The organism is Klebsiella sp. K5-204, from assembly GCF_030128585.1.
Classification (GTDB): Bacteria; Pseudomonadota; Gammaproteobacteria; order Enterobacterales; family Enterobacteriaceae; genus Klebsiella; species Klebsiella quasipneumoniae.
On the sequence record NZ_JAKUZS010000007.1, the window covers coordinates 83,650 to 109,334 of the forward strand.

Genomic DNA, 25,685 nt, shown 5'->3' on the forward strand with positions numbered 1-25,685 from the left:
AGAACGACAATGAAAAAAATGCTGCTTATTGCCATGATGGCATCGGCTCTGGTGGCCTGCACCACGTCGCCGGCACCGAAAGAAGACACCAAACTGAAAGATGCCTATAGCGCCTGTATTAATACGGCGGAAGGCAATCCGGACAAAATTGAAGCCTGCCAGAGCGTACTGAATGTCCTGAAAGAGGATAAACAGCACCAGCAGTTTGCTAACCAGGAGAGCGTCCGGGTACTGGATTATCAGCAGTGTATCCAGGCTACCCGTACCGGTAACGATCAGGCGGTGAAAGCGCGCTGCGACCAGATCTGGAAAGAGATCCGCAGCAATAACACCACCCATTAAGCCAGATGGCAGCGGCAAACGGGCGGAGTCTATCTCCGCCCGTTTGTTTTTTAAGCGCTGACTCTCCGCCGGCTGATAGCCGCGACTCAGGCGCACGAACAGCAGCGCGGTGGCGATGAACCCGCACAGCGCAGCGCACATCAGCCACCATCCCGGCGCGCTTTTATCGCCGGTAAGCTCGACCAGGGCAGTGGAGATAGCCGGCGTCAGGCCGCCGAAGATGGCGGTGGCGAGGCTGAAGGCCAGCGAAAAGCCCACGGTGCGGACATAAACCGGCATCACTTCGGTGAGCGCCGCCACCATCGCGCCGTTATACATGCCAAAGAAGAAGGAAAACCATAACAGGACCAGCGTCATACGGGTGAAATCCGGCGCGGCGGTGAGCCAGTGCATCACCGGCCATGTGGTGAGCAGCGCCAGCACGGTAATCCCCATCAGCACCGGGCGACGACCGATCCGATCAGAGATCGCGCCGCCAATCGGTAACCAGATAAAATTGGAGATGCCCACCAGCATGGTGACCAGCAGGCTGTCGCGGGCGCTGAGGTGCAGCACTGCTCTGCCGTAGGTTGGCGTATAGACGGTAATAAAGTAGAAAGTGGTGGTGGTCATCGCTACCAGCAGCGTCCCCGCGGTAATAATGCGCCAGTTTCTGGCGATGGTGGTCAGGATCTCTTTGGTATCCGGGCGATGTTTACGCTGCAGGAATTCCTCGGTCTCCTGCAGCGAGCGGCGCAGCACGAAAATCAGCGGAATGATCATACAGCCAATAAAAAAGGGAATGCGCCAGCCCCAGGCGGCAATCTCCTCATGTTCCAGCGTGGCGTTCAGCGCATAGCCGATCAGCGCCGCCATGATGATAGCCACCTGCTGGCTGGCGGACTGCCAGCTGGTATAGAAGCCTTTATTGCCCGGCGTAGCGATTTCAGAGAGATAGACCGACACTCCGCCAAGCTCGACGCCCGCCGAGAACCCCTGCAGCAGACGGCCCACTAACACGAGGATCGGCGCCAGCACGCCGATAGTCTGATAGCCAGGGACCAGGGCGATGAGTAGCGTCCCGCAGCCCATGATCGCCAGGGTGACCATCAGCCCTTTGCGGCGACCGATTCTGTCGATATAAGCGCCGAGCACCACCGCGCCGATAGGACGCATCAGGAAGCCCGAGCCAAATACCGCAAAGGTGAGCATCAGCGCCGCGAACTCGCTCTCCGCCGGAAAGAAGGTGCGGGCGATATAGGTGGCGTAAAAGCCAAACAGGAAGAAGTCGAACTGTTCGAGAAAATTACCGCTGGTCACGCGGAGGATAGCGCCGACGGTGCCGGCGCGGGTGGGTTGTTGGGTCATAGGGGGTGCTCTCCATTGTCATTATCTTGTTGTTATCGGGTGCAGAGGGGCAGGTCAGTCGCCGGCGACGCCCGCCTGTTTTCCGCGGCGTTTCTCAATCGCCCACTTGAGTAACGCCGCACAGCGATAAAATCCGTGGGCAAATTTTCCATACGGCAGGGTTAAGAACAGGGCCATCACCACCCCGAGGTGGATGGCGAGCAGGACGCCCATCCACGAAGTATCCCGCCCCGCCAGCAGCGCCAGGCCGGTGAAGCTGGTCAGCAGCAGCAGCAGAATAAATCCGCGATCCATCGGTTTCTGCCGCGCGTCGCCGTGCAGCGGCGAGCGGCGCAGGTTCAGCCACAGCAGGCCCGCCGGGCCGACCAGCAGGCCGATGCCGCCGAGGGTGCCGAGCAGCACCGGCAGGCTGAAGAACGGGTAGGGGGCTTCCTGGCCGGCGATATAGTGATAGCCCGTGGCCACCACGGTGGCGGCGAAACAGAGCATAAAGCCGTAGAAGGTGCAGTGGTGGAAACGGCGGCGCAGCAGGGTGAAGGCGTCATCGGCTTCGTTGCAGCCTTTCCCGTGGCCGCCGTCGAGATATTTCAGCGTCAGCGCATCATGGGATGCCTTCGCAATATCAATCGGTTGCGGCTGGCCCGGGGAGATCTCGCGCCAGAAGCGGATCACCCCGCTCATCAGTAAGCCAATCGCCAGCACAAAGACCGAACCAAACATCCACGCCAGCAGGTTATGGGGGAATATCTGGTAGAAGTCGCCCGCCAGCGGCGGATGGCGCAGCGAGCCTTTGAGCCCCATCGCCAGCAGCAGAAAGACAATCAGGCCGCCGACCAGCGCCAGCACGGTGGTCATGCCGGCCCGGCGGTACAGGCTGCCAAAGGCGGCGGGCTGGGCGTAGTGTTGATAGGTCTCGAGCCGGACTTCGGCCATCGCCTTCGGCACGTTAATGGCGAACTCGTGCGGTGGCGCATACTGGCAGGCATGCAGGCAAGCGCCGCAGTTATGGCACAGGTTAGCCAGATAGTTGATATCCGCCTTGCCAAAGGCCAGGCGCTGGGTCATCGCCGGGAACACGGCGCAAAACCCTTCGCAGTAGCGGCAGGCGTTACACACCTGCATCACCCGTTCGACTTCCGCCTCCGGCTCGGTGATGATCTGCGCGTCAATGATCAGCTTTTCAAGCGACTTCATGGTGTTTCTCCTGCTGCGCCGCCCGGGCGGCTTGCTGGCCGGCGATGCGGCCGAAGGTGGTGCCGATCGACATCCCGACGCCGGCGGTGTAGCCCTTGCCCAGCACGTTGCCGGCCATCATTTCCCCGGCGACGAACAGATTACGGCTAGGTTGACCGGCGAAATGGACGGCGGCGGTGTCGTCGACGTAGAGCCCGAGGTAGGTGAAGGTGATCCCCGGACGCAGGGCGTAGCCGTAGTAAGGCGGCGTATCGATGGGGCGCGCCCAGTGGGTTTTCGCCGGCGTGAGGCCAGAGGTCGCGCAGTTATCCAGGCGGGTGTGATCGAACTGGCCCGGCGCGCAGGCGGCATTATAGTCGGCGATGGTTTGCGCTAAGCGTTCGCCGTCCAGCCCCAGCTGGCGGGCCAGTTCCTCGATGGTATTGGCCTGAGCGCCGGGAAAGACGGGGGGCATAAAGTGGCCGATGGCTTTGCTGTCGATGATCGAGTAGCCGATCTGTCCAGGCTGGTGGGCGACCAGTCGGCCCCAGATGGCGTAGCGTTTAGGCCAGAAATCTTCCCCCTCATCATAAAAGCGCACGGCATCGCGGTTGACCACCACCCCCAGCGAAACGCAGTCGACGCGGGTGCAGATCCCGCCGTCATAGAGCGGCGCCCGGGCGTCAATGGCGACGCAGTGGGACTGGGAAGGATCGCCGATGATATCGGCCCCGGCGTCGATCATAAACTTGAGCAGCACCCCCTGGTTGAAGCGCGTGCCGCGGATGAGAAAGTTATCGGCGGGCCATTCGCCGCGGTCATTTTGCCCCCAGGCCTCGCGCAGCCACTCGCGGTTGGATTCAAATCCGCCGGCGGCGAGGACGCAGCTTCTCGCGACAATCCGTTCCTCGCCCGCCAGCGCGGCGACAAATTCACCGTTGCGCAGTTCCAGAGCCTGCACCGGCGTGTTGTAGCGGATCTGCACCCCCATCCGCTCTGCGCTGCGGTAATAGGCATTGACCAGCGCTTTGCCGCCGCCCATAAAAAAGGCGTTGGTGCGGGCCACGTGCAGGGCGCCGGAGAGCGGCGGCTGAAAGTTAACCCCGTGCTGACGCATCCAGTCCCGGCACTGTGACGAGGTGCGGATCACCAGCCGGGCCAGCGCTTCGTTGGTGTTCCCTTCGGTGACGCGCAGCAGATCCTGCCAGTACTCCTCTTCCGGATAGCTGTCGACCAGCACGTCCTGCGGCGCATCGTGCATACAGCGCAGGTTACGCGTGTGCTGCGAATTGCCGCCTCGCCACTCCCGCGGCGCCGCCTCCAGCAGCAGCACCGAGGCGCCGGCTTCCCGGGCGGTTAAGGCGGCGCATAGCGCGGCATTGCCGCCGCCAATGACCAGTACATCCACCATTATCGGCTCCCTTACAATTTAATTAATTGTTAAATTTGTAATGGGAATGTAGGCGGTAACGGCGGCAGGGCGCTATGGCGTAACGCTAAAGAGGGGTTTAGTTAACGTAAAGGGTGGCGCCTGGCCAGCGATCGGACTCCACCAGCTGGCGCATGACTTTGCTTAGTATGACCCGTGCCGCAAGGCCTGCCGGGGTGAGCTCATCATCCGACAGGCTGACCAGAAAGTTGGGGCGGCTGAGGACCGGATTAGCGATGCCGATCACCCTCAGCGCCTGATGGTCGAGATGGGAAATAGCGGCCCCGGGCTGCAGAGTGGCGCCCAGTCCGCTGCGCACGGCCTGCATCAGCAGGGCCAGACCGTCAATGTCCGCCACCACCTCAACGCTGAGGCTGTGCTGCTGGCAAACCGCCTCCAGCCTGCCGCGCAGGCCGTGGCCCTGGCTTGGCATAATCAGCGGCAGGGTGGTGAGCTGGTCAGGGGAAACAGGGTCATCCGGCAGCGAGGCCAACAGCGCATGGGTGCCAATCAGGAACAGGCGCTCTTCGAGCACCGGTCTGGCGCTCCAGCGCAGGATCTTCTCCTGCTGGAAGACGATGGCTAAATCCAGCTGGCGGGTGTTGATCATCCGCTCCAGATTCCCGGAGAGGCTTTCCACCAGGTGCAGGCGGACGTCGGGGTAGCTCTCGCGCATCGCGTTGATGAACGGTACGCCAAGAACGGAGGCGGTGCTGGGGGCCATGCCGACGCTGACGTGGCCCGACAGCCGCGCCTCGCGGGCGGCGAGGATGGCATCATCGGCATGACGCAGCGCCAGCTGCGCCTGTGAGTAGAAAGCGAGGCCCGCGCTGGTGGGCGTCACGCCGCGAGAGGTTCGCTGCAGGAGGCGAATGGACAGCTCATTTTCCAGACGCGCGATCTGCTGGCTGAGCGCCGAGACGCCGATATTCAGATCGAGCGCGGCGCGGCCCATGCTGCCGGTTTCAACAATGCGCGTAAAATAGCGTAGCTGGCGAAGTTCCATATCAACTCTCCGGACAAAGCGGGGACTCGCGAGGGTCGCCGCCGGGACGTGAGCGGGAAGCGCGGCAGAAGCGCCCATAAAAAAGCCAACCGGCTGGTTGGCTTTTCAGAGCAGGCGAAGCAGGGAATTACTTTTCCACTGCGTCGTGGGCGTGTTCGTCCTCGCGGCAATCACCTTCCGCACAGTGACCGTACAGATACAGACTGTGGTTGGTCAGGCGGATGCCGTGACGGGAAGCGATTTCACGCTGGCGCGCTTCGATAGAGTCATCACTGAATTCGATCACTTTGCCGCAGTCGAGGCAGATCAGGTGATCGTGGTGATGTTGCTGGGTCAGTTCGAAAACGGATTTACCGCCTTCAAAATTATGACGAGTCACGATACCGGCGTCATCAAACTGGTTGAGGACGCGGTAAACGGTCGCCAGACCAATCTCTTCGCCCATGTCGATCAGGCGTTTATATAAGTCTTCCGCACTGACATGATGGTTATCCGGTTCCTGCAGCACTTCAAGGATTTTCAGTCGAGGAAGTGTGACTTTCAGGCCAGCCTTCTTTAATGCGGTATTGTTGTCAGTCATGCGGAATCTGTCCTGTTGCTAAACGATCTACTTCCTTCAACGGAAGTCATACAGAAATTAACCCGACGTAATGCGTCTCATTATAGAACTGCCACTGGTAAATGAAAACTGCAAGCATCGGGCCTGGTTTGCTGTCAAAAACGAGGCACCAGCTACAAACTGCGTCACGTGCCTCGTAGAATCAGAGGACATTGTACAGATATGTGATTAAAAGTTAAAAACTTGTAGCTATTAGTTTGATTGCTTTTGTCTATTAATACGACGCAACTCAACGATTGCGCCGCTTAATTATCAGGCGTTTTTGATTTCTTCGAGGTGCAGCTCTTCAGCCACCTGCTTCACCCACTTCTCAACGCGCTCGTTGGTCAGTTCCGGCTGACGGTCTTCATCAATGGCGAGGCCGACGAAGTGGTCGTCATCCGCCAGGCCTTTGGAGGCCTCGAAGTGATAGCCGGCAGTCGGCCAGTGGCCAACGATGGTCGCGCCGCGCGGCTCAATGATGTCGCGGATGGTGCCCAGCGCATCGCAGAAGTACTCTGCGTAGTCTTCCTGGTCGCCGCAGCCGAACAGCGCCACCAGCTTGCCGTTAAAGTCGATCTCTTCCAGCGTCGGGAAGAAGTCGTCCCAGTCACACTGGGCTTCACCGTAGTACCAGGTCGGGATGCCGAGCAGCAGGATGTCGTGGGCTTCCAGATCTTCTTTGCTGCTTTTGGCAATGTCGTGAACATCAGCAACATCTTTACCAAGCTGCTTTTGAATCATTTTTGCAATATTTTCGGTGTTGCCGGTGTCGCTGCCAAAAAAGATGCCGATGATTGCCATGAGTAAAATAACCTCTTGAAACTTAAATGATGTGGTAGGGACGCGATGCCCACAGATAACGGCAATCATAGCAGAACAGGCAAGGACGCGGAAACAGCAATCACGCCCGACTGCACACTCTGCTACATGAATGCGGATTTTTCGCGGAAAGTTAGACTTTTCCCTGGCTGCGCAGGGCGGTTAATTGCGTCATCAGCATCTCTTCGATGAGATCGCTGCGGCTCATATTACGCGCTTCCGCCAGTTCGTTAAGCGCATCGACCGCGTCGGCGTTGAGCTTTAGCTCCACGCGCTTCAGCCCGCGCACTTTATCGCGTTTCAGCTGATTACGTTTGTTGATGCGCAGTTGTTCATCGCGCGACAGCGGATTGGTTTTTGGTCTTCCCGGGCGACGCTCGTTTGCGAACAAATCTAATGTCGTACGGTCCGTTTGTTCTTTTGCCATGATTCTGAGTGACTTCGGGGAAACAAGCTGCCGGGCTCTAGCCGGCGCAGATAGCGCGCCATCATACATCAGGCGAACGGCTGCGCCAACGACCGCGGGCATTCTGCGGCGCGGTCGGGCATATTTTAGCCAATCAGGCGCCAATGCTCGTGAGATAGCGGCGGATCGCGCGCAACACCGCTTCGGGTTTCTCGGCATGGACCCAGTGTCCGGCGCCGGCGATGACGTGGGCCCGGGCCTGCGGGAACTGGGCCAGCAGCGCGTCGCGGTAGGCGTCGGTCACGTAGGGTGAGTTACCGCCGGGAATAAACTGCGTCGGGTGCGGCCAGGCCGGGATGGTTTCCCAGCCGACGATATACGGGTACTGGTCCCACAGCACCGGGACGTTGAAGCGCCAGTCGCCGTCGACGAAAGATTTCAGCAGGAACTGAATCACTCCCTCTTCCTGCAGATGCTCGCGCATCACCTGCGCCGCCTGCTGGCGGGTGCTGGCGGCGGATTCGCTGACGGCGCGGATAGCGGCGAAGATCTCATCATGGCGGCGAACATGATAATCCACCGGGGCGATATCGATCGCCACCAGACCGTTGATGCGCTCCGGCGCCAGGGCGGTCAGCGCCATCACCGCTTTGCCGCCCATCGAATGGCCGATAAAGGTGGCGCGCTCAATCTGGTGCGCGTCGAGCGTATCGAGCAGATCCTGCGCCATCGCGGGGTAGGTCATCTCTGGCGACCGCGGCGACAAACCGTGGTTGCGCATATCGACCTGCAGAATATCGTGGTCGGCGACCAGGTCGCGGGCGAGGATGCCCAGGTTGTCCAGGCTGCCAAACAGACCGTGGACCAGCACGATCGGGGAGTGGTTGTGCGGATTCTGTGCAGATTGCGCTCGGCTATTTAATTTCATGGCAAAGTTCTTTTTTTCGCTCCGTCGGGTTAGGGTATTATGTTGGACATTCTGCCATCCGGCTGCAAGACCCAGAAGTTTTCTGAGTTTTACCGCCATCCTGGTTTGACGCTATCCGCGGTTGGGATTTGTACTTATAATCCCAACGATTTGTATTCAGAAAAGATATCGCACTGGATTAAGATGAAAACAATTGAAGTTGATGATGAACTCTATCGCTATATTGCCAGCCACACTCTGCATATCGGCGAGAGCGCATCCGACATTTTACGGCGCATGCTGAAATTTTCCGCCGTTTCCCAACCGGCTACACAGGTCAGCAAAGCCGCGCCGGCGCTGGCGCCCGCGCCTGCCGTTGAGGTGAAACCCGCTAACCCGGCGAAAGATAAAGTCCGCGCCATGCGCGAGATGCTGTTATCTGATGAATACGCCGAGCAGAAGCGCGCGGTGAACCGTTTTATGCTGGTGTTGACGACCCTCTACTCCCTGGACAGTAAAGCATTTGCCGAGGCGACCGAGTCTCTGCATGGCCGCACGCGCGTCTACTTCGCGGAAGATGCGCGTACGCTGCTGAAAAGCGGTAATCAGACCAAACCGAAACAGGTTCCTGGTACACCGTGGTGGGTGATCACCAATACCAATACCGGCCGTAAATGCAGCATGATTGAGCACATCATGCAGTCGATGCAGTTCCCTGCGGAGCTGATTGAAAAGGTTTGCGGCACGATCTAGCTTTTTAACATTTGCACCAGAAGGATCAGGCAATGGCAATCGATAAACGTGCGGGGCAGCCTGCGCAACAGAGTGATTTGATTAACGTCGCCCAACTGACTGCTCAGTACTACGTGCTGAAGCCTGAAGTCGGTAATGCGGAGCATGCGGTCAAATTCGGCACCTCCGGCCATCGCGGCAGCGCGGCGCGTCACAACTTCAACGAACCGCATATCCTTGCCATCGCCCAGGCGATTGCGGAAGATCGTGCGAAGAACGGGATCACCGGTCCGTGCTATGTCGGTAAAGATACCCACGCCCTGTCCGAGCCGGCGTTTATTTCGGTGCTGGAAGTGTTAACCGCCAATGGTGTTGACGTGATCGTGCAGGAAAACAACGGCTTCACCCCGACGCCGGCGGTCTCCAACGCGATTCTGGTGCATAACAAAAAAGGCGGTCCGCTGGCGGACGGCATTGTGATCACCCCGTCACACAACCCGCCGGAAGATGGCGGTATCAAGTACAACCCGCCAAACGGCGGTCCGGCTGATACCAACGTCACCAAAGTGGTGGAAAACCGCGCCAACGAACTACTGGCCGCTGGCCTGCAGGGCGTGAAACGCCTTCCTCTGGACGCGGCGCTGGCTTCCGGCCACGTCAAAGAGCAGGATCTGGTGCAGCCGTTTATTGAAGGCCTGGCGGATATCGTCGACATGGCGGCGATCCAGAAAGCGGGCCTGACGCTGGGCGTCGATCCGCTGGGCGGTTCCGGTATCGAATACTGGAAGCGCATTGGCGAGCACTACAAGCTCAATCTGACCATTGTGAACGACCAGGTAGACCAGACCTTCCGCTTTATGCACCTCGATAAAGACGGCGCCATCCGCATGGACTGCTCCTCGGAATGTGCGATGGCGGGCCTGCTGGCGCTGCGCGATAAGTTCGATCTGGCGTTTGCCAACGACCCGGATTACGACCGTCACGGGATTGTCACCCCAGCCGGGCTGATGAACCCGAACCACTATCTGGCGGTGGCGATTAACTACCTGTTCCAGCATCGTCCGCAGTGGGGCAAAGAGGTGGCGGTCGGTAAAACCCTCGTCTCCTCGGCGATGATTGACCGCGTGGTGAACGATCTGGGCCGCAAGCTGGTGGAAGTGCCGGTGGGCTTTAAGTGGTTCGTCGACGGCCTGTTCGACGGCAGCTTCGGTTTCGGCGGCGAAGAGAGCGCCGGGGCCTCCTTCCTGCGCTTCGACGGCACGCCGTGGTCCACCGATAAAGACGGCATTATCATGTGCCTGCTGGCGGCGGAAATCACCGCAGTGACCGGCAAAAACCCGCAGGAGCACTATAACGAGCTGGCGGAGCGCTTTGGCGCGCCGAGCTACAACCGTCTGCAGGCTTCCGCGACCTCCGCGCAGAAAGCGGCGCTGTCTAAGCTGTCGCCGGAAATGGTCAGCGCTGACACCCTGGCGGGGGATCCGATCACCGCCCGTCTGACCGCAGCGCCGGGCAACGGGGCGGCGATTGGCGGCCTGAAAGTGATGACCGACAACGGCTGGTTCGCGGCGCGTCCGTCAGGCACCGAAGACGCCTACAAGATCTACTGCGAAAGCTTCCTCGGCGAAGAACATCGCAAACTGATCGAAAAAGAAGCGGTAGAGATTGTCAGTGAAGTGCTGAAGAACGCCTAAAGGCGCACGACCATCAGGCCCCTCGCGGGCCTGATTTTTTTCGCAAGGATAGCGATGAAAATACAACGGAAGTCCCTGTTTTTGTTCTGGGCGTGGATGGATCTCTTTTTCGTCCTGCAATTCTTATGGTGGAATATTGCCCACCGCCGACTCCCTTTTTACGACGACCTGCTGGCTTACCTCCAGCTGCTGCACGACTGGGGCGCTGCGGCGGTCTGGCTCTATCCGCTGAATGTGCTGCTGATTATCAGCATCCCGCTGTCGATGATCCTCTTTTTCCGTCAGAGCCGCTATGGGCTGTGGCTGGCCTGGGGGCAGGCGCCGCTCAGGCTGGTGTTTATGCAGCCCTCGCTTTCTGTGGGTCTGTGGCTGATTCAGGCCGCCGGCGTCCGGCATTTCGCGATCCTGGCAGGCTTCCTGCTGCTCTCTGAAGGGTTGAAAATCGCCAGCCTCTGGTACTGCAGAGGCGGGGCTCAGGGCATAAAGCGATAGCCAATCCCGGTTTCGGTCAGCAGATGCTGCGGGCGCGCCGGATCGGCCTCCAGCTTTTGCCGCAGGTGACCCATATAGATCCGCAGATAATGGCTGTGCTCCACGGCGTTAGGGCCCCACACCTGATTCAGCAGCTGGCGCTGGGTAAGCACTTTGCCGGGATTATTCAATAGCGCCGCCAGCAGGCGAAACTCGATGGGCGTCAGGTGGATCTCTTCGCTGCCGCGCAGGATGCGGCGGGCGGGGATATTGACCTCCAGGTCGGCGAAGCGCACCACCGGCTCGTCGGCCTGCGCCGCGCCGTGACGACGCAACGCGACGCGCAGGCGGGCCTGCAGCTCGCCGATGCCAAAGGGTTTACTTAAGTAGTCATCGGCGCCGGCATCCAGGGCGGCAATTTTGTCGTGCTCTTCGCTACGCGCTGACAGGACGATAATCGGCATCTGACTCCACTGGCGCAGGTCGCGAATAAAATCAATGCCGTCGCCATCCGGCAGGCCGAGATCGAGGATTGCGAGGTCGGGCTTACGGGTGGCGGCTTCGATCAGCCCGCGCTGCAGGGTTTCCGCTTCAAATACGCGCATGCCGTCGGCTTCCAGCGCGGTGCGCAGAAAGCGACGGATAGCGTGTTCGTCTTCGATAATCAGAACGTTAATCACAATTCCTCAGATAGCTCTTCCAGTTCAGGGGGCGTTTCTCCCGGCAGTGTAACACGGAATGAGGCGCCGCCTTCCGGCCGGTTGCTGGCGGAGATGGTCCCGCCGTGGACGTCGACGATGGCCTGACAGATGGCAAGGCCCAGCCCGACGCCGGGGATCGCCGACTCTTTGTTGCCGCGGGCGAATTTATCAAAGATAGCCTGTTCCTGACCCGCCGGGATCCCCGGACCATTATCCCATACCTCCAGCGACAGCTGCCGGGCGTCTGCTTCGGCGCGAATACCGATGTCCGCCCGGGCGCCGGCATACTTATGGGCATTCTCCAGCAGATTGATCAGCACCCGCTCGAACAGCGGCCCGTCGACATGCACCAGCTGCAGCGGGTCGGGTAAATCCAGTTGAACGTGCTGGCCGCCGAGGCTCGGCTCGAGCATACGCAGCGCGCTGCCGACCACTTCCTCCAGCGTCAGCCACTCCTTGTGCAGATTAAAGCCGCCGGACTGGATCCGCGCCATATCCAGCAGGTTGTTCACCAGCCGGGTGGTATTGAGCACATGCTGGCGGATTTCATTGGCCTGCGGGGCATGCTTCGAGCCCTCGCTGGCCAGATCGAGGGTCAGGATTTCCGCCTGGCCAAACAGCACGGTGAGCGGGGTACGCAGATCGTGGGACAGGGCGGCGAGCAGCGAGTTACGCAGGCTTTCGCGCTCGCTGGTCAGCCGGGCCTGCTCTTCGCTGGCGGTCAGGGTGAGACGCTCCAGGGCGCTGGCCACCAGCAGGGTGAAGGTCTCCAGCAGCCGCTGCTGCTCCGGGATCATCAGCTGGCGCAGATTCGCCGGCTCCACCACCAGCAGTCCCCAGGTGCGGGCGGCGCTCTTCAGGGGCAGGATCTGATACGGCACGCCGGGCAGGGTATCGGTGCCGGCGCCGGCGGGTTGCCCCTTATCAAAGCTCCAACGGGCGATGGCGTCATCCCACGGCGTCAGCCCGGGCTGGTGGGTTAAGGGCAGCAGTTTCCCCTGGGCGTCCGGGAGCAGCAGCTGGCTGCGAGCCTGAAAGGTGGAGGCGATAAACCGCTCGCTGGTGGTGGCGATATCCTGCTGGCTACGACCCACCGCCAGCGCTTTGGACATTTCATACAGGTGGCGGGTACGCCGCTCGCGATAGCGCGCCACCCGCGCCTGGTAGCGCACGCCGGCGGTGAGGTTACCGATAAGCAGGCCAACGGTGAGCATCACGCCGAAGGTGAGCAGATACTGGACATCTGACACCGCCAGCGTGCCGCGCGGGGCGACAAAAAAGAGATCGAAGCTGATAACGTTGATCACCGTCGCCAGCACCGACGGCCAGCGGCCATAGAGCAGGGCGATGATCACCACCCCCAGCAGATAGAGCATGACCAGGTTGGCGGCTTCGAAGGCCATCAGCCACTGCATGGCCACCAGAGTAATGATGGCGCACAGGGCCACCGCCAACGCGCAGCCCTGCAGCTGCAGCCGCCATTTCTCCAGCGCCGGACGAGTGTCGCTGGCGCGCGCCGGAAGGGGGAAGGGCTTTTCATCCAGGGCGATGACCACCAGATCGAGGTCCGGCGCGTGACGAGCCAGACGGTCGGCGAAGCCGCTGCGATCCCACCAGCGGCGCTTGCTCTGGCGGCCGATGACAATTTTTCCGAGGTTATGTTCGCGCGCGTAATGGAGGACCGCTTTCTCTTCAGACGGGTCGGAGAGGGTGGCGGTTTCGGCGCCCAGCTCCTGGGCCAGACGCAGCGCGGCGAGGATGGCCCGCCGCCGGGATTCCGGCAGGCGGTGCAGGGAAGGCGTTTCGACATATACCGCATGCCAGACGCTGCCCAGACGGGCAGCGAGGCGGGCGGCGGTACGCACCAGCTTTTCGCTGCCGGTGTTGTGCCCGATACAGAGCAGAATGGCGTCGCGGGTGTGCCAGACTTTCTCCTGGCCCTGGCGGTCGCGCCAGGCGCGCATCTGCTCATCGACGCGATCGGCGGTACGGCGCAGAGCCAGTTCGCGCAGCGCAATCAGGTTCCCTTTGCGGAAAAAGTTCTCGATAGCGCGCTCGGCCTGGCCGCCGATGTAGACTTTGCCCTCATTGAGCCGCTGGCGCAGATCGTCAGGGGGGAGGTCCACCAGCACCACGTCGTCCGCGGCGTCAAAAAAGGGATCGGGGACGGTCTCCCGCACCTGCACGCCGGTGATCCCGCTGACAACGTCGTTCAGGCTTTCCAGATGCTGAACGTTAACCGTGGTGAAGACGTCAATCCCGGCTTCCAGCAGTTCGTCCACATCCTGCCAGCGCTTCGGATGGCGGGAGCCGGGGGCATTACTGTGCGCCAGTTCATCCACCAGAATCAGCGCCGGGCGGCGGGCGAGGGCGGCGTCGAGGTCGAACTCATACACGTAGCGCCCGCGGTGAGCGAGCCGCCGCGGCGGCAGGGTGCTCAGGCCCTGCAGCATCGCGGCGGTCTCTTTCCGGCCGTGGGTCTCCGCCACGCCAATCAGAATATCCAGCCCCTGGGCCCGCAGCCGCTGCGCTTCCGCCAGCATCGCCCAGGTTTTCCCCACCCCGGCGCAGGCGCCGAAGAAGACTTTCAGTTTGCCGCGATGCGGGGCGGCGGTGTGCTGCAGCAGGCGGTCAGGGTCCGGACGCAGCGGCTCGTCACTCATTTACTTATCCTTCAGGGCATCCAGCGCCATATTGAGTTGCAGTATATTGACCACCGGCTGGCCAAGGAAGCTCAGCAGCGGCGTTTGTGTGGCCTGGTTAACCAGCGTGGTCACCTGGTCGACGCTCAGCTGGCGCGCTTTGGCCACCCGGGGCGCCTGCCACAGCGCGGCGGCCGGGGTCAGGTTGTTATCGAGACCGCTCGCCGAGGTGGTGACCAGTTCGACTGGTACCCGCGGGTCGGCATCCGGGTTCGCGGCGCGCAGGGCCTGCACCCGCTCGCTTACCGCCTTATCCAGCGCCGGGTTGCTGGCGGCGAGGTTGCTGCCGCCAGAGGCCATCGGGTTATCCGCTGTTTCCGCGGTGGCTGACGGGCGGCCCTGGAAATAGCCTGCGGCGGTAAAGTTCTGGCCAATCAGCGCCGAGCCGCGCACCTCGCCGTGCAGGCGGATCAGCGAGCCATTGGCCTGTGAGTTAAACCACCACTGTCCCAGGCTGGTGGTCAGCAGAGGATAAACGCCGCCGGTGAGCAGGGTTAACAGAATAAATAGCACAAGTGCTGGACGAATCAATGACATAGTTTGTTCCTCACACCAGACCGCTCAGGGTCAGCAGCAGGTCAATGGCTTTAATACCGATAAAAGGCACCAGCAGACCGCCGAGGCCGTAGATCCACAGGTTGCGGCGCAGCATCGCCGAGGCGGAGAGCGGGCGATAGCTCACCCCTTTCAGGGCCAACGGGATCAGGAAGACGATGATCAGCGCGTTGAAGATAACCGCGCTGAGGATCGCCGACGATGGCGAATGCAGGCCCATCACGTTCAGCATCGCCAGCTGGGGATAGACCGCGGCAAACGCCGCCGGAATAATGGCGAAATATTTCGCCACGTCGTTGGCAATACTGAAGGTGGTCAGCGAGCCGCGCGTCATCAGCATCTGTTTGCCGATATGGACCACCTCAATCAGTTTGGTGGGGTTGGAATCCAGGTCGACCATGTTGCCCGCCTCTTTCGCCGCCTGGGTGCCTGAGTTCATGGCCACCGCCACGTCGGCCTGGGCCAGCGCGGGCGCGTCGTTGGTGCCGTCGCCGGTCATCGCCACCAGCCGACCTTCCGACTGATACTGGCGGATCAGCGCCAGCTTGGCTTCCGGCGTCGCTTCGGCGAGGAAATCGTCGACGCCGGCCTCGGCGGCGATCGCCGCGGCGGTGAGGCGGTTATCGCCGGTGATCATCACCGTTTTAATGCCCATTTTGCGCAGCTGGGCGAAACGCTCTTTGATGCCGCCTTTGACGATATCTTTGAGCGAAATAATCCCCAGCACCTTTTCACCTTCGGCAACCACCAGCGGCGTGGCCCCCTGGCGGGCGACCTCTTCCACCTGCTTCTCGACATCGGCAGGGAAGTGGCCGCCGTTGGCCTCCACGTGACGGCGAATCGCGTCCACCGAGCCTTTACGGATCATGCGCTGATCGATATTGATGCCGCTCATCCGCGTTTGCGCGGTAAAGGGGACAAAGGTGGCGTGCAGCGACTGCAGATCGCGTTCGCGCAGGTTGAAGCGCTGCTTCGCCAGCACCACGATGCTGCGTCCCTCAGGGGTTTCGTCAGCCAGCGAGGAGAGCTGGGCGGCGTCGGCGAGGGTTCGCTCTTCCACACCGCGCGCCGGCAGGAAAGCGGAGGCCTGCCGGTTGCCAAGCGTAATGGTCCCGGTTTTATCCAGCAGCAGGACATCGACATCGCCAGCGGCCTCCACCGCGCGGCCGCTGGTGGCGATCACGTTGGCGCCCAGCATACGGCTCATCCCGGCGACGCCGATCGCCGACAGCAGACCGCCGATGGTGGTCGGGATCAGGCACACCAGCAGAGCGACCAGCACGGTGACGCTCACCGCATTGCCGCTCCAGGCCGAGAATGGCCAGATGGTGGCGGTGGCCAGCAGGAACACCAGCGTCAGGGCGATCAGCAGGATCGTCAGGGCGATTTCGTTCGGCGTTTTACGGCGCTGGGCGCCTTCCACCATGGCGATCATCCGGTCGAGGAAGGTTTCTCCCGGGTTGACGCTGCAGCGGATCACCAGCCAGTCGGAGAGGATGCGCGTCCCGCCGGTCACCGAGGCGAAATCGCCGCCGGATTCGCGGATCACCGGCGCGGACTCGCCGGTAATGGCGCTTTCGTCCACTGAGGCGCCGCCTTCGATGACTTCGCCATCGCAGGGGATAATATCCCCGGCTTCCACCAGCACCACGTCGCCTTTGCGCAGGTCTTCCGCCGGCACATGGTCGACCGTCGCGTCGTGCTGCGGGGCGCGCAGCTTACGGGCGAAGGCCGTTTTTTTCACCCCTTTCAGGCTATTGGCCTGGGCTTTGCTGCGGCCTTCCGCCATCGCTTCGGCAAAGTTGGCGAACAGCACGGTAAACCATAACCAGATACTGATGGCGGCGGTAAACGTGGCGCTGCCGGTCAGAGCGCCGCCAGCCATGGCGATGGCCAGCAGGGTGGTTAACAGGCTGCCCACCCAGACGATAAACATCACCGGATTGCGCCACTGCACCATCGGGCTGAGTTTTTTCACGGCATCCAGCAGCGCCTGGCGCACCAGCGTCGGCTCCAGCAGGGCTAATTGTTTGCGACTCATAACAGGGGGCTCCGCATCGCTCAAAGTAAGGAAAAGTGTTCGGCCAGCGGGCCAAGCGCCAGCGCAGGAATAAAGGTCAGGGCGCCCACCAGCAGCACGGTGCCGATCAGCAGACCGATAAACAGGGCGTCGTGGGTGGCCAGGGTACCGGGGCTGGCCGGTTGAATTTTCTTCGCCACCAGCGAGCCGGCGATAGCCATCACCGGAATGATGACGGCGAAGCGTCCAGCCAGCATGCAGAACGCCAGCAGCAGGTTCCAGAAGGGCGTCGCCGCGCCCAGGCCGGCGAAGGCGCTGCCGTTGTTATTGGCCGCCGAGGTGACGGCGTACAGCACCTCGCTAAAGCCGTGTGGTCCGGGGTTGAACATCCCGGCGCGGCCGGCCTCGGTCATCATCGCCAGCGCCGTGCCAAGCAGCACCAGCGTCGGGGTGACCAGAATGGCCAGGGCGATCATTTTCATTTCCCGGACATCGATTTTCTTCCCGAGGTACTCCGGGGTGCGGCCGACCATCAGCCCGGCGATAAACACTGCCAGCATAACGAACAGCAGCATGCCATAGAGACCCGAGCCGACGCCGCCGAACACCACTTCGCCAATCTGCATCAGCCACATCGGCACCATCCCGCCCAGCGCGGTGAAGGAGTCATGCATGGCGTTGACCGCGCCGCAGGAGGCGGCGGTGGTGATCACCGCGAACAGACTGCTGGCGAGAATACCGAAGCGGCTCTCTTTACCTTCCATATTCAGGCTGCTGTCGGCGCCCAGCGTCAACAGGTGCGGGTTGCCGCGGGTTTCCGCCCACATCACCACGGCGACGCAGAGGATAAAGATCAGCGTCATCGCCCACAGAATAGCGCGCCCCTGGCGGCGATCGCTCACCACCTCGCCGAAGGCGAAGCACAGCGCCGCCGGGATCAGGAAGATGGCCAGCATCTGCACGAGATTGGTCAGCGCCGTCGGGTTTTCAAACGGATGGGCGGAGTTAGCGTTAAAGAAACCGCCGCCGTTGGTGCCCAGCAGCTTAATCGCTTCCTGTGAGGCGACAGGCCCCATCGGCAGCAGCTGGTGCGCCCCTTCGAGGGTGGTAAAGGGCTGGTAAGCCTGCAGGTTCTGCGGCACGCCTTGCTGAATAAAGAACAGGGCCACCAGCAGAGAGAGCGGCAGCAGCAGCCACAGGGTAATGCGCGTCAGGTCCACCCAGGCATTGCCGAGGGTGGACATTTTCTGTCGGGCGAAGGCGCGGGTCAGGGCGAAGACCACGGCGATGCCGGTGGCGGCGGAGAGGAAATTCTGCACCGTCAGCCCCACCATCTGGCTGAGATAGCTCATGGTGCTTTCGCCGGCGTAAGCCTGCCAGTTGGTATTACTGACAAAGCTGACCGCGGTGTTGAGCGCCAGATCCCACGGCAGCCCCGGCAGGTGCTGCGGGTTAAAGGGCAGCACGCCCTGGAGCATCAGCAGGGCAAACAGCGCCAGGCCGCCGAGGGCGTTAAACAGCAGGATCGCCAGCAAATACTGCAGCCAGCCCATCTCATCGGCGCGGATCCCGGCCACGCGCCACAGGACGCGCTCGACGCCGGCCAGGCCGGGAAGCGGGATGTTGTTCACCATTCTCGCCAGACACATCCCCAGCGGGCGCGCCAGCGCCAGCAATACCAGCAGGTAGCTGGCTAATAATAAAAATCCCTGGGCAGCCATCAGAATGCCTCCGCATGTATCAAGGCATAAACCAGATAAGCCAGTAACAGGAACACCAGCCCAACGCCAGTGAGTACGCCTGCAGTCACAATCCACCTCCGGGTGTGTTTTTGATTTACCAGGAGAATAGAAATTACGGCGCAAAGATTTCGCAAAAATCCGCGGGCGCGGTGTAAAAAAAGTATAAAAATGGCAAAGGCACAATTTAACTGATGGTTAGTATTAATTTAACTTTTTCGTAACTAATTTACGGGATGAATGTAAATTAAGTATAAATACGTGCTTTTTAGTGGTCGGATGAGTAGTAAAATTACAACCAACGCGGTACTATTTTGCTCAAACAAACATGGTAATTTTTTACCGGCGCGACTTGCCGGCCTGACAAAGGGGAGAGAAATGATGGCGTTGTACAAAGCTTATCCTGCTCATATTATTTTGCTGCGTCGGGCTTTCGCCGTCGTGGCTGGCGTCGCGGCGCTGCCGGTGATGCTGTTCTGGAAAGATCGCGCCCGCTATTACAGCTGGCTGCACCGGGTGTGGTCGAAAACCAGCGAGCAGCCGGTGTGGATGGCGCAGGCGGAAAAAGCCGCTCACGACTTCTACTGATTCGCCCTGCTGCAATGAAAGCCAATAACCGCCGGTTGCCCCCGGCGGTTTTTTTTCGTCGCTTGTCTACACTCGTTGCAAGCGCCGCAGCGGAATTGGCAGGTGCTTATTTTGCCGGAGCGCGCTATTTTTTCCGGCTTAGATCATGAGATGAGTTTTGCTGACGGATAATGAGGAGTGATATGGCCACCCATCTGGTCTGGTTACGCACGGATTTACGCATTCACGATAACCTGGCGCTGGCCGCCGCCTGCCGCGATTCGCAGGCGCAGGTGCTGGCGCTCTATATTGCCACCCCGGGGCAGTGGCGCGAGCATCATATGGCGCCGCGGCAGGCCGCTTTTATCGCCAGCCATTTGCACAGTCTGCACGCCGCGCTGGCGGAGCGTGGCATACCGTTGTGGGTAGAAGAGGCGGACGATTTTAGCGCCAGCGTCGAGCGGCTGGCCCAGTTTTGCCAGCAGCACCAGGTCAGTCACCTGTTCTACAACTATCAGTACGAATTCAATGAACGCCAGCGCGATGCCGCCGTTGAGAACACCTTGAGCGAAGTGATTTGCCAGGGATTTGACGACAGCGTCCTGTTGCCGCCCGGCAGCGTACTGACCGGCGGCGGCGAAATGTATAAAGTCTTCACTCCGTTTAAGAATGCGTTTATTCGCCGGCTGCGGGAAGGGCTGCCGGCGTGCGTGGCCGCGCCAAAGCCGCGCGAGGCACCCGCCCGCCAGGCGCCGCCGCCGCCGGAGCTCAACTATCCGCAAACGCCGTTCGATGGGCTGCTGTTTGCCGCGGATGAAAAAACGGCGCTGGCGCGGCTGCGCACGTTTTGTCAGCAACCGGCGGCGGATTATGAGGGGCAGCGCGACTTCCCGGCCGTGGAAGGGACCAGTCGCCTGTCGCCCTGCCTGGCCACCGGGGTGCTGTCGCCGCGCCAGTGCCTGCATCGGCTGCTGACGGAACACCCCGCCGCGCTGGACGGCGGGGCAGGCGCCACCTGGCTTAATGAGCTGATTTGGCGCGAGTTTTACCGCCATCTGATGGTCTACTATCCGAAACTCTGTAAAGGACGGCCGTTTGTCGCCTGGACCGATAAGGTCGCCTGGCGCGAAGAGGATGGCGCCCTGCAGGCCTGGCAGCGCGGGGAGACCGGCTATCCGATTGTCGATGCCGCCATGCGCCAGCTTAACGCCACCGGCTGGATGCATAACCGGTTGCGCATGATCGTCGCCAGCTTCCTGACTAAAGATCTGCGCCTCGACTGGCGGGCAGGGGAGCGCTATTTCATGAGCCAGCTGATTGATGGCGACCTGGCGGCGAACAACGGCGGCTGGCAGTGGGCGGCTTCGACGGGCACCGACGCCGCGCCCTATTTCCGCATATTTAATCCCACCACCCAGGGCGAGAAGTTTGATAAGCAGGGGGTGTTTATGCGTCGCTGGCTGCCGGAGCTGGCAAAGGTGCCGGAGAAGGCGCTGCATCAGCCGTGGGCGTGGGCGGATAAACAGGGGATTACGCTGGATTATCCGCGCCCGATAGTCGATCACAAGCAGGCGCGGCAGGAGACGCTGGCGGCCTGGGAGGCCGCCAGAAAGGGGATTACTCCACCGCCAGACGGCGGGTCCTGACCTTCAGCGAGTGATACAGCCAGATGACCAGCACCACGCCGACGCAGGCCAGCGCGCCCCAGGTGATCTGGCTGAAGACGTTGATGTAGGCGTCAATGGAGTAGTTCACCGCCCCGGCGGCGTCGAATGACGCCTGCGAGGTCTGGTCGGCGATAACGCCGGCCAGATAGTTGGCGATAGCCCCGGAGAGCAGCATATAGATGCCGGTCAACACCCCGGTGACCCCCGGGATCTCAATGCGGGTGATTTGCGACATCGCGACCGGGTCGATAAACAGTTCGGCAAAACCCATCACCGCCAGCCCCAGCACCATCAGCGGCATGGATGACTGACCATAGGCCGCCGACCAGCGGGCGCTGAGGGTTAGGATGCAGAACCCGGCGCTCATCAGGCCCAGACCGAGGGCAAATTTTCCCCAGATGCGCACGGTGCGATTACCGCCGACGCTCTCTTTCACCAGCCACGCCAGCACCATGCCGCAGAGCATCACCGCGAAGGCGTTGATCGACTGGAACATAGCGGTAGGGACTTCGTAGCTCATGATATGGCGGTTAACGAAGCGGTCAATATACAGGCTGATGGAGCTGCCGCCCTGTTGGGCGAAGGCCCAGAACAGCAGGCTGAAAGCGGTCAGGACGACGATCAGGCGCAGATCCTTGCGCTGTTTATCGGTCTCGGCGCGCAGGTAGATCCGCGCCAGCACCGCGAGGCCAATGGCCGTGGCCACGATCAGGGCATATACCGACCACTCCTGCCAGAACAGCACGGCAATCAGCAGCGGAGCAGTGACCAGCAGCACCAGCAGCCAGCCCCAGTTCGGCAGCAGGAAGCGACGGGCGCACAGCGCCTGGCGGTTCACGCCGGCGGTATGCTGGAAGTGACGGTTGCCGCAGAGGAAAATCACCAGTCCCGCCACCATGCCGATGGCCGCCAGGGCAAAGCCCATCGCCCAGCTATACTCCTCCTGGACGTAGCCGCAGGCGATCGGCGCGATGATCGAGCCGATATTGCCCGCGGCATACATCAGCGAGAAACCGCCATCGCGACGCGGATCGGCGGGTTCGTACAGCTCGCCCAGCAGACAGCTGACGTTGGATTTAAACAACCCGTAGCCGCAGACGATGATCGCCAGCGACAGGTAGAGGAAGACCGGGGCGGTTTCGCTGGCCCCGAGCACCAGATGGCCAATGGCCATCAGCAGCGCGCCGAGCATGACCGCCATCCGGTTGCCTAACAGCTTATCGGCCAGATAGCCGCCGAGGATCGGCGTCACATAGACCAGCGAACAGTAGGCGCTGAACAGGGCGTAAGCGTGGTTATCGTCATATTTAAGCTGATTGGTGAGATAGAGGATCAGCAGGGCGCGCATGCCGTAGAAGCTAAAGTATTCCCAGATTTGCAGCGCCACGACGTAGTAAATCGCCCGCGGTTGCGATGATGTTGTCTTCATGAGAAGTGTGTTTCCTGGCGTAAAGCGAAAGTCGATCGTTCTGCATGAATAGCGTTTAATTAGTCATATTCATGGCTTGAGGGGCTTTCTGATTATTTAATATGCTTTATTAGTGCATAAATATACACGAATGCGCGGCGGGATGAATAGACAAATTGCGCTATTCGGTAAAAAGTCATCGTCAGTGTCGGAGGCGGACTATCGACGACCCGAATGGATCTGGTTATGTTATGCCTTTGTATACCCTGATTATCTGCTGGAGTGGCGATGAAAAATAGCGAACTGGAACAACTGATAAACGACAAGCTCAATAGCGCAGCCATCAGTGACTTCGCCCCTAACGGTCTGCAGGTGGAAGGGCGCGACACGGTGCACAAGATCGTCACCGGAGTCACGGCCAGCCAGGCGCTGCTGGATGAGGCCGTCCGCCTGCAGGCGGATGCGGTAATCGTCCATCACGGCTATTTCTGGAAAAACGAATCGCCAGTGATCCGCGGCATGAAGCGCCGGCGCCTGAAAACCCTGCTGGCCAACGATATCAATCTCTACGGCTGGCACCTGCCGCTGGATGCCCATCCCGAGCTGGGCAATAACGCGCAGCTGGCGCATCTGCTGGGGATTAACGTGCTGGGCGAAATCGAACCGCTGGTGCCCTGGGGCGAACTGTCGATGCCGGTGTCCGGCCTCGAGCTGGCCTCGTGGATTGAAGCGCGGCTGGGACGCAAGCCGCTGTGGTGCGGCGATACCGGGCCGGACACCGTCAGCCGCGTCGCCTGGTGTACCGGGGGCGGCCAGAGCTTTATCGACGCCGCGGCGCGCTTTGGCGTGGACGCGTTTATCACCGGCGAGGTGTCGGAACAAACCATCCACTCTGCCCGCGAGCAGGGCCTGCATTTTTATGCCGCCGGCCACCACGCCACCGAGCGGGGCGGCATTCGCGCCCTCAGCGAATGGCTGACGGAAACCACCGACCTGGATGTCACCTTTATTGATATTCCTAACCCTGCCTGACGGGAGAGAGAAAAGTGCAGCGAGCGCGTTGTTATCTGTTAGGAGAAACGGCTGTCGTGCTGGAGCTGGAGCCGCCGGTTACCCTTGAAAGCCAGCAACGGATCTGGGGATTAGCCCAGCGTCTGGCGAACCATGAAGAGGTGATTGACGCCATTCCCGGCATGAACAATATCACTGTGGTGCTCCGCCGCCCGCAGGAGGTGGCGTGGGAGGCGATAGACCGTCTGCAGCGCTGGTGGGAGGAGAGCCTCGCGATCGAGCCAGAGTCGCGCTCGCTGTCTGTTCCGGTCGTCTACGGCGGCGAGGCCGGACCGGACCTCGGGGTAGTGGCGCAGCACAGCGGCCTGAGTGAAAAACAGGTCGTGGAGCTGCACGCCTCGGTGGAATATCTGGTCTGGTTTATTGGTTTTCAGCCGGGATTTCCCTACCTGGGCGGGCTGCCTGCGGCGCTGGCGACGCCGCGTCGCGCCGAACCGCGCGTGCTCGTCCCGGCCGGGTCGGTGGGTATCGGCGGCGCGCAAACCGGTATCTATCCGCTGGCGACGCCCGGCGGCTGGCAGCTGCTGGGGCGCACCGCGCTGACGCTGTTCGACCCGGCGCGGAAGGAGCCTGCGCTACTGCGCGTGGGCGATAAAATTCGCTTTGTGCCGCAAAAGGAGGGGGTATGTTGACCTTGATCCGCGCCGGCCTGTACACCTCTGTACAGGACGGTGGACGAGAAGGCCTGCGCCAGTCTGGCATCAGCCGCTGCGGCGCCCTGGATTATCCCTCGCTGGTGATTGCCAATCTGCTGGTTGGCAACGAGGCGAATGCCGCCGGGCTGGAGATTACCCTCGGCCAGGTGGAGATCGAATTTGCCCGCAGCGGCTGGTTTGCGCTGACCGGCGCCGCCTGCGAAGCGACGCTGGACGGTAAAGCGGTCTGGGTGGGCTGGCGCACCGCCTACCGGGCCGGGCAGCGGCTGGTGCTGAAAACGCCCCAGCATGGCATTCGTAGCTATCTGGCGGTGGCGGGCGGGATTGCGGTCCCCGAGGTCCTTGGCTCGCGCTGCACGGATCTCAAGGCGGGGATTGGCGGTCTGGAAGGACGCCGCCTGCAGGATGGCGACAAACTGAAGCTCGGGAAAGCCGCCCGCCGCTTCACCACCCCGCGCGGCGTCAAGCAGCTGCCGCTGGGCAACCGCATTCGTGCGCTGCCCGGGCCGGAGTACCATGAATTTGACGAGGCCTCGCAGGCGTCATTCTGGCGCGCCCCCTGGAAGCTCAGTCCGCAGAGTAACCGCATGGGGTACCGTCTGCAGGGGCAGCCGCTGAAACGCACCACCGATCGTGAAATGCTGTCGCACGGCCTGCTGCCGGGCGTGGTGCAGGTGCCGCACAACGGCCAGCCCATTGTGCTGATGAACGACGCGCAAACCACCGGCGGCTATCCGCGGATCGCCTGCATTATCGATGCCGATATGTATCAGCTGGCGCAGATCCCGCTGGGGCAGCCAATCCATTTCGTGGCCTGCTCGCTGGAGGAGGCGCTGAAGGCGCGGGCCGATCGCCAGCGTTATCTGGAACAACTGGCCTGGAGACTCCACGATGATGATTGATCTTAATGCCGATCTCGGGGAAGGCGGGGCGAACGATAGCGCGCTGCTCCAGCTGGTGTCATCGGCGAATATCGCCTGTGGTTTTCACGCCGGCGACGCCGGGCTGATGGTGCAGAGCGTGCGCGAGGCGCTAAAGTACGGCGTGGCGGTGGGCGCCCATCCGGGATATCCCGACCGGGAAAATTTTGGCCGCACGGCGATGGATCTACCGCCGGAAACGGTCTATGCCCAGACGCTGTATCAGATTGGCGCTCTGGCGGCGATCGTTCAGGCGCAGGGCGGCGAGCTGCAGCACGTGAAGCCGCACGGCATGCTCTACAACCAGGCGGCCAAATCGCCGCCGCTGGCCGACGCGATCGCCCGCGCGGTCCGCGATGTTAACCCGCAGCTGGTGCTGGTGGGTCTGGCGGGCAGCGAATTGATCCGCGCCGGACAGCGCTATGGTCTGACGACGCGTCAGGAGGTGTTTGCCGATCGCGGTTATCTGGCCGACGGCAGCCTGGTGCCGCGCAGCCAGCCCGGGGCGCTGATTGACAGCGAAGAGCAGGCCCTGGCGCAAACCCTCGAGATGGTGCAACACCACCGGGTGCGCAGCGTCAGCGGCGAATGGGCGAACGTGGTGGCGCAGACGGTATGTCTGCACGGTGATGGTCCGCATGCCCTCGATTTTGCCCGCCGTTTGCGGGCGGCGTTCGCCGGGCGCCATATTCTGGTCAGCGCTCAGCCTGAGGCTGAGATATGACAATCGGCATGACCGCGAAGGAGAGGAT

The 25,685-nt window shown here is 61.4% G+C and carries 24 protein-coding genes and 1 pseudogene; 10 read left to right on the plus strand and 15 right to left on the minus strand.

Going from position 1 to position 25,685, the window contains the following annotated elements; all coding sequences use genetic code 11:
* Positions 1-9: 9 nt before the first annotated feature.
* On the plus strand, positions 10-342 hold the full coding sequence (gene chiQ, locus MKR05_RS18535) for a ChiQ/YbfN family lipoprotein (protein ID WP_023288851.1): 333 nt from the start codon (positions 10-12) through the stop codon (positions 340-342).
* A 57-nt stretch (positions 343-399) separates the two neighbouring features.
* Here the strand turns inward: chiQ and MKR05_RS18540 are convergent.
* The 8 genes and pseudogenes from MKR05_RS18540 to ybfF form a co-directional block, all read right to left on the minus strand.
* Positions 400-1,689, minus strand: a pseudogene (locus tag MKR05_RS18540) (MFS transporter); the annotation flags it as partial.
* 54 nt (positions 1,690-1,743) lie between these two features.
* Positions 1,744-2,883 carry a tricarballylate utilization 4Fe-4S protein TcuB gene (gene tcuB, locus MKR05_RS18545; protein WP_023288853.1) on the minus strand — a complete coding sequence of 380 codons (1,140 nt, stop codon included), beginning with the start codon at positions 2,881-2,883 and terminating at the stop codon, positions 1,744-1,746.
* Positions 2,870-4,273, minus strand: a complete 1,404-nt coding sequence (gene tcuA / locus MKR05_RS18550; RefSeq protein ID WP_032455143.1) for an FAD-dependent tricarballylate dehydrogenase TcuA — start codon at positions 4,271-4,273, stop codon at positions 2,870-2,872. The genes tcuB and tcuA overlap by 14 nt, the downstream gene beginning before the upstream one ends.
* Before the next feature lie 97 nt (positions 4,274-4,370).
* Entirely contained in the window at positions 4,371-5,297 is a 927-nt protein-coding gene (gene tcuR, locus MKR05_RS18555) for a tricarballylate utilization LysR family transcriptional regulator TcuR (protein WP_023288855.1), read from the minus strand.
* A 127-nt stretch (positions 5,298-5,424) separates the two neighbouring features.
* On the minus strand, positions 5,425-5,877 hold the full coding sequence (gene fur / locus MKR05_RS18560; RefSeq protein ID WP_004885952.1) for a ferric iron uptake transcriptional regulator: 453 nt from the start codon (positions 5,875-5,877) through the stop codon (positions 5,425-5,427).
* Between the two features lie 291 nt (positions 5,878-6,168).
* Positions 6,169-6,699: a flavodoxin FldA gene (fldA, locus tag MKR05_RS18565; RefSeq protein WP_002894765.1), complete on the minus strand. Its 531-nt coding sequence runs from the start codon at positions 6,697-6,699 to the stop codon at positions 6,169-6,171.
* Between the two features lie 151 nt (positions 6,700-6,850).
* Positions 6,851-7,144, minus strand: coding sequence for a LexA regulated protein (ybfE, locus tag MKR05_RS18570; RefSeq protein ID WP_002894767.1), 294 nt, complete (start codon positions 7,142-7,144; stop codon positions 6,851-6,853).
* Positions 7,145-7,277: 133 nt separating this feature from the next.
* On the minus strand, positions 7,278-8,051 hold the full coding sequence (gene ybfF / locus MKR05_RS18575; RefSeq protein WP_048297063.1) for an esterase: 774 nt from the start codon (positions 8,049-8,051) through the stop codon (positions 7,278-7,280).
* A gap of 183 nt (positions 8,052-8,234) precedes the next feature.
* On the opposite strand from ybfF, the gene seqA reads away from it, so the two are divergent.
* Genes seqA through MKR05_RS18590 form a run of 3 tightly spaced genes read left to right on the plus strand, consistent with a single transcriptional unit; the run spans position 8,235 to position 10,948 of the window.
* Positions 8,235-8,783 carry a replication initiation negative regulator SeqA gene (gene seqA, locus MKR05_RS18580; protein WP_032428668.1) on the plus strand — a complete coding sequence of 183 codons (549 nt, stop codon included), beginning with the start codon at positions 8,235-8,237 and terminating at the stop codon, positions 8,781-8,783.
* A 32-nt stretch (positions 8,784-8,815) separates the two neighbouring features.
* A complete protein-coding gene (gene pgm / locus MKR05_RS18585) occupies positions 8,816-10,456 on the plus strand; it encodes a phosphoglucomutase (alpha-D-glucose-1,6-bisphosphate-dependent) (RefSeq protein WP_023288859.1) in 1,641 nt (546 codons plus the stop codon).
* Positions 10,457-10,510: 54 nt separating this feature from the next.
* Positions 10,511-10,948 carry a hypothetical protein gene (locus tag MKR05_RS18590; RefSeq protein WP_049014755.1) on the plus strand — a complete coding sequence of 146 codons (438 nt, stop codon included), beginning with the start codon at positions 10,511-10,513 and terminating at the stop codon, positions 10,946-10,948.
* Here MKR05_RS18590 and kdpE read toward each other — a convergent pair.
* From kdpE to kdpF, 6 genes are read right to left on the minus strand one after another with little or no spacing between them, the layout of a single operon-like run.
* Complete coding sequence (gene kdpE / locus MKR05_RS18595; RefSeq protein WP_002894776.1) at positions 10,930-11,607, minus strand: two-component system response regulator KdpE; 678 nt, start codon at positions 11,605-11,607, stop codon at positions 10,930-10,932. The two genes, MKR05_RS18590 and kdpE, sit on opposite strands and share 19 nt — an antisense overlap.
* The gene (kdpD, locus tag MKR05_RS18600) at positions 11,604-14,291 is read right to left on the minus strand and encodes a two-component system sensor histidine kinase KdpD (protein ID WP_032455149.1); all 2,688 of its coding nucleotides are present in this window, start codon (positions 14,289-14,291) and stop codon (positions 11,604-11,606) included. The genes kdpE and kdpD overlap by 4 nt, the downstream gene beginning before the upstream one ends.
* Positions 14,292-14,867, minus strand: coding sequence for a potassium-transporting ATPase subunit KdpC (kdpC, locus tag MKR05_RS18605; protein WP_049014758.1), 576 nt, complete (start codon positions 14,865-14,867; stop codon positions 14,292-14,294). It abuts the gene before it with no gap.
* 10 nt (positions 14,868-14,877) lie between these two features.
* A complete protein-coding gene (gene kdpB / locus MKR05_RS18610) occupies positions 14,878-16,926 on the minus strand; it encodes a potassium-transporting ATPase subunit KdpB (protein ID WP_004885966.1) in 2,049 nt (682 codons plus the stop codon).
* Positions 16,927-16,946: 20 nt separating this feature from the next.
* On the minus strand, positions 16,947-18,626 hold the full coding sequence (gene kdpA, locus MKR05_RS18615; protein ID WP_060589633.1) for a potassium-transporting ATPase subunit KdpA: 1,680 nt from the start codon (positions 18,624-18,626) through the stop codon (positions 16,947-16,949).
* The gene (gene kdpF / locus MKR05_RS26985; protein WP_020323459.1) at positions 18,626-18,715 is read right to left on the minus strand and encodes a K(+)-transporting ATPase subunit F; all 90 of its coding nucleotides are present in this window, start codon (positions 18,713-18,715) and stop codon (positions 18,626-18,628) included. Before kdpF ends, kdpA begins: the two co-directional genes overlap by 1 nt.
* Before the next feature lie 307 nt (positions 18,716-19,022).
* Here kdpF and MKR05_RS18625 point away from each other — a divergent pair, with 307 nt between their 5' ends.
* Positions 19,023-19,232 carry a DUF2517 family protein gene (locus MKR05_RS18625; RefSeq protein WP_004142243.1) on the plus strand — a complete coding sequence of 70 codons (210 nt, stop codon included), beginning with the start codon at positions 19,023-19,025 and terminating at the stop codon, positions 19,230-19,232.
* 182 nt (positions 19,233-19,414) lie between these two features.
* A complete protein-coding gene (gene phrB, locus MKR05_RS18630; RefSeq protein ID WP_064155119.1) occupies positions 19,415-20,857 on the plus strand; it encodes a deoxyribodipyrimidine photo-lyase in 1,443 nt (480 codons plus the stop codon).
* Here phrB and MKR05_RS18635 read toward each other — a convergent pair.
* The gene (locus tag MKR05_RS18635) at positions 20,829-22,307 is read right to left on the minus strand and encodes an MFS transporter (protein WP_032455154.1); all 1,479 of its coding nucleotides are present in this window, start codon (positions 22,305-22,307) and stop codon (positions 20,829-20,831) included. The genes phrB and MKR05_RS18635 overlap by 29 nt on opposite strands.
* Positions 22,308-22,574: 267 nt before the next feature.
* Here MKR05_RS18635 and MKR05_RS18640 point away from each other — a divergent pair, with 267 nt between their 5' ends.
* From MKR05_RS18640 to pxpA, 4 genes are read left to right on the plus strand one after another with little or no spacing between them, the layout of a single operon-like run.
* Positions 22,575-23,318, plus strand: coding sequence for a type 2 GTP cyclohydrolase I (locus tag MKR05_RS18640; RefSeq protein WP_004885970.1), 744 nt, complete (start codon positions 22,575-22,577; stop codon positions 23,316-23,318).
* A gap of 14 nt (positions 23,319-23,332) precedes the next feature.
* Positions 23,333-23,989 (plus strand): 5-oxoprolinase subunit PxpB, encoded by a 657-nt coding sequence (pxpB, locus tag MKR05_RS18645; RefSeq protein WP_044521671.1) that lies wholly within the window; start codon positions 23,333-23,335, stop codon positions 23,987-23,989.
* The gene (gene pxpC / locus MKR05_RS18650; protein ID WP_023288869.1) at positions 23,983-24,915 is read left to right on the plus strand and encodes a 5-oxoprolinase subunit PxpC; all 933 of its coding nucleotides are present in this window, start codon (positions 23,983-23,985) and stop codon (positions 24,913-24,915) included. Before pxpB ends, pxpC begins: the two co-directional genes overlap by 7 nt.
* Positions 24,905-25,657, plus strand: coding sequence for a 5-oxoprolinase subunit PxpA (pxpA, locus tag MKR05_RS18655; RefSeq protein WP_044521673.1), 753 nt, complete (start codon positions 24,905-24,907; stop codon positions 25,655-25,657). The genes pxpC and pxpA overlap by 11 nt, the downstream gene beginning before the upstream one ends.
* Positions 25,658-25,685 lie beyond the last annotated feature (28 nt).